At 72.6% G+C, this 4,164-nt stretch carries 4 protein-coding genes; all 4 read right to left on the minus strand.

What is annotated here, in order from left to right:
* Positions 1-175: 175 nt before the first annotated feature.
* Positions 176-1,315 (minus strand): permease, encoded by a 1,140-nt coding sequence (locus ACWD4B_RS35260; protein ID WP_451424600.1) that lies wholly within the window; start codon positions 1,313-1,315, stop codon positions 176-178.
* 57 nt (positions 1,316-1,372) lie between these two features.
* The gene (locus tag ACWD4B_RS35265) at positions 1,373-2,002 is read right to left on the minus strand and encodes a 50S ribosomal protein L25/general stress protein Ctc (RefSeq protein ID WP_451424601.1); all 630 of its coding nucleotides are present in this window, start codon (positions 2,000-2,002) and stop codon (positions 1,373-1,375) included.
* Between the two features lie 125 nt (positions 2,003-2,127).
* A complete protein-coding gene (locus ACWD4B_RS35270; RefSeq protein ID WP_451424602.1) occupies positions 2,128-3,294 on the minus strand; it encodes a MalY/PatB family protein in 1,167 nt (388 codons plus the stop codon).
* 24 nt (positions 3,295-3,318) lie between these two features.
* Positions 3,319-4,164: hypothetical protein (locus ACWD4B_RS35275; RefSeq protein WP_451424603.1), on the minus strand; the 846-nt coding region annotated here is incomplete at its 5' end.

The following is a 4,164-nucleotide window of genomic DNA, read 5'->3' on the forward strand; positions in this document are numbered from 1 at the left end:
ACAAACGCGACTACATCTTCCACGGCACCCTGGCCACCGCCGCCATCATGATCTGGCTCCGCGACCTCACCAAAGAGCCACCAGACACTGCCTAGCCCCCCTCCCAGAGTCACCCAGGTCCCGCACCGGTGCATCCGGGGGCGCGGGCCGCCCGCACTCTCCCCTCCGCGGCCTCCTACGCCCCCGGACCGCCGCCCATCATCCGCAGCATCTCCCTGCCGCCCGTCCGGAAGAACCGCACCACCAGCACCAAGGCGAGCCCCAGAAAAGCCACGTTGAGCCACGACGTGTAATTCCAGGAGATCCCCGCCATCGGGACCCTCGCCGCGCCGTGCCCGGGCACGATGCCGAGCAGGCCGAACCCCCACTCCACCGCGTACCCCGCGACCGCCATCGCCACGAAGAACGTCACCAGCAGGAACGCCGCCATTCTGCCGCCGTAGTACTTCCGGTAGATGTTCAGGATCGGCAGGATCAGCAGGTCCGCGAAGATGAAGGACACCACGCCGCCGAAGCTGATGCCGCCCTTCCACAGCACCACCGCCAGCGGCACATTGCCGATCGAGCAGACGAACGACGCCATCGCCACCACCGGGCCGACGATCGGGCCCCACAGCTTTGCCGCCAGCGGGTGGCCCTCGAAGAAGAAGGCGCGCCAGAAGGAGTCCGGGACCCAGGCCGCGATGGCGCCCGCGACGAGCAGTCCGATGACCAGGTCCCGCAGGACGGCCGCCCATTCCATCACGAAGACGTGCGCGGTGGAGGTGAAACCCTCCGGCGACAACAGCCTTTGCAGGAAGGTGCCTTCGCGCTGCACGGACATGTCCATCGCCGCGTGCCCCTCCATCGATCCCGCCAGGCCCCGCCCCGCCTGCTCCCGCGCCCGGCGCAACAGGTCCTCCCGGAGGAATGCGCGGAAGAGCAGCGCCAGCACCGCGATCATCACAGGACCGCCGGTGAATTCGGCCGCCGTGAACTGCCAGCCCATCAACAGGGCCAGAATGATGCCGAGTTCGACGACCAGGTTCGTCGAGGCGATCTCGAACGCCATGGCCGCGGTGAAATGCGCACCCTTGCGGAACAGCGAACGGGCCAGCGCCACCGCCGCGTAGGAGCAGGACGACGAGGCGGCACCCAGGCCCGCGGCCAGGGCGAGGGTGCGGGGTCGGTCGTCGCCCAGCGCGGAGACGACGGTGGAGCGCCGCACCACCGCCTGGACGACGGCGGACAGGGCGAAGCCCAGGATCAGCGCCCAGGTGATCTCCCACGTCATGGAGCCGGTGATCGAGAGGGCGTGCAGGACGGCGTGTGTCATGCCCGGGCCTTTCCCCGTGCGGGGCGGCATGCACGCCGCCCCGCGATGCGGATGGGCTCAGCCCTCTGCGGCGGCCTCCTCCTCGGCGGGCGCCTCGGCCGCTGCACCCTCCTCGCCCTCCTCGGCTTCCTCCTCCGGCTCCGCCTCGACCTGGGCGAGGACGACCTGCAGGACCGCCGCGTCCTCCTCCACCGCCAGCGACACCCCGCGCGGCAACTTGATGTCCCCGGCACGCACCGTGTGGCCGGCCTCCAGGCCCTCGATGGAGACGGTGAAGCCCTCGGGAATGTGCGTGGCCTCGGCCTCCACGGGAAGGGCGTTGAGGATGTGCTCCAGGACATTGCCACCGGGCGCCAGATCGCCCTCGGTGTGGACGGGCACCTCGACGGCGACCTTCTCGCCCTTCTTCACCGTGAGGAGGTCGACGTGGACGAGAAAACCCTTGAGCGGGTCGCGCTGCACTTCCTTCGGAATGACCAGTTCTTTCTTTCCCTCGACGTCGAGGTTGATGAGGACGTTCGGCGTCTTGAGGGCCATCCACAGCGCATGGCCGTCCAGCGCCACGTGCTTCGGGTCGGCGCCGTGGCCGTAGATGACGGCGGGAACCCTGTTGTCGCGGCGGATGCGGCGGGACGCGCCCTTTCCGAAATCGGTGCGCACGGTGGCGGCCAGCTTTACCTCGGCCATGACGGCACTCCTCGTCAGTCAGAATGTCCAGTGGCCGTTGTCCGGGCCGCCGCGAGTGTATCCACGGCGAGGAGGCCGAAAGGCCGGGCTTTACTCCGTTCGGCCGAAGGGAAATACAGAGAAATTCACAGGGCCGCCGCCATCCTCCGCACCGCCTCCGTGAGGATTTCCGGCGACGTGGCCAGCGTGACGCGGACGTGCCCGGCACCGCCGGTGCCGAAGCGCGTGCCGTCCGCCAGCGCGACGCGCCCCCGCTCCAGGAAGGCCGCGGCCGGATCGTCCCCCAGGCCGAGGTCCCGGCAGTCCAGCCACGCCAGGTAGGTGCCGTCCGGCTGCCGGTACCGCACCCCCGGCAGGTGTTCCGCCAGCAGACCGGCGAGCAGCTTGCGGTTCGCGTCCAGGCCGGCCAGGACGCCGTCGAGCCACGCACCCCCGTGCCGCAGGGCGGCGCTGTGGGCGATGACGCCCCAGTGGCTCGGCCCGTGGCTCACCACCAGCGGCAGCCGGGCCAGCTCCGCGGCCGCGGCCGGACCGGCCACGGCGAGCGCGGACTTGAGCCCGGCCAGGTTCCACGCCTTGGAGGCCGACAGCAGCGCGAATGCGCGCTCCGCCCCGGGGACGGACAGGAACGGCACGTGCTCCGCGCCCGGCAGCACGACCGGCGCGTGGATCTCGTCGGCGACGACCCGCACGCCGTACGCGTCCGCCAGCTCCGCCACCGCCGCCAGCTCGTCGCGGGTGTGCACGGTGCCCGTCGGGTTGTGCGGGCTGCACAGCAGGAAGGCCGCGCGGCGCCCGCCCGCCGTGGCCTCGCGGAAGGCGGCCTCCAGGGCGTCCGGGTCGATGCGGTGCCCGGCGCCCAGCGGGGCCTCGACGACCCGGCGGTCCATGTGCCCGACGAACCCGTAGAACGGCGGATAGACCGGGGAGTTCACCACCACGGCGTCCCCCGGCCCGGTGACCAGCCTCAGTACTTCGACGGCGCCCGTCATCACGTCGGCCACGAGCGCGGTGCGGTCGGCCGCCACCCCGTCCCAGCCCCAGCGCTCCCGCGCGAAGCCGTCGAACGCCTCCGCATACGCCGTGCCGGCCGCGTAGCCGGTGTCACCGCGTGCGAGTGCCTCGGTCAGGGCCCGGGTTATGGGCTCCGCGAGGGGGACGTCCATCTCCGCTATCCACAGCGGCAGGACGTCCGGGTCGTGGACGCGCCATTTGGCACTGGTGCGCAGGCGCAGGTCGGTGAGGGAGAGTTGCTGCAGCGGTCCGGTCGTGTCGTTCGGCAGTGAGGGCATGGAGAGCATTGTGCTGCCCAGACCTCACCGTGTGACCGCGTCCTTCAAGTGCGCCATCGCACGCTCGCACAGCTTCGCCGAACCGTCCGGGTCGGTCGAGGTGACGCTCAGGAAGAGCCGGCCGCCCACGCCGGCGGCCAGCACGATCGGCGCCCCCGACAGGCTCGTGTGCGCGGCCCCGTAGAGCGCCGACAGGCGCAGCGGTCCGTAGTCGAGCGGGATCGGCACCCGGGCGCTGCCGAGGAACACGTCGAAGCGGGCGCCCTGGGCCTCGCTGCGGCGCAGGACGGACCCGATGGCCCGGCGGGGGAGCGGGGCGAGGAGGCCGAAGGTGCGGACGAGGGAGGCGAGTTCGTCGGCGTGCACCCGGTGCCGGACGGCGGCGCGGATGTCCCGGGCCAGGGACCAGAAGTCGCGGTGCGTCGTGCCGTCCACCGACAGCAGGAAGTTCGCCGCGTACAGGCCCACGGCCTCGCCGGGCGGGGGCACGAGGACGCGGCGCAGGTCCGCGCCCACGGCGATGCGGGCGGGGTGCGGGAGGGCGCGGGCGAAGGCCAGGCAGAGGGCTGACTGCAGCGTGGCCCGTTCGGCGCGGCAGCGGGACCGCAGGGCGGTGACCTCGGACGCGCAGAGCGTCCACGTCGCGCAGGAGAGCGGGCCGGCCGGCTGCGGCGGCCGCGCGCCGTCGCCGCCGAGCGTGCGGGCGAACGGCACCAGGTCGGCGAGCCGGGCGCGGCCGACGGGCAGGAGGCCGTCGGCGGGCGGCGGGAGCGCCGCGGCGGGGGCGGGGTCCGGGGCGGGCCCCGAGAACCTCGACTGCGGGCGCGTCGTGGCTGATCGCGCAGTTCCCCGCGCCCCTGACGGGGCGCC

It is taken from the genome of Streptomyces sp. NPDC002536 (assembly GCF_053594995.1).

Coding starts and splice junctions, on each gene's coding strand:
- ACWD4B_RS35270 (WP_451424602.1), bottom strand. CDS start 3,294: ATGCCCTCACTGCCGAACGACACGACCGGACCGCTGCAGCAACTCTCC.
- ACWD4B_RS35265 (WP_451424601.1), bottom strand. CDS start 2,002: ATGGCCGAGGTAAAGCTGGCCGCCACCGTGCGCACCGATTTCGGAAAG.
- ACWD4B_RS35260 (WP_451424600.1), bottom strand. CDS start 1,315: ATGACACACGCCGTCCTGCACGCCCTCTCGATCACCGGCTCCATGACG.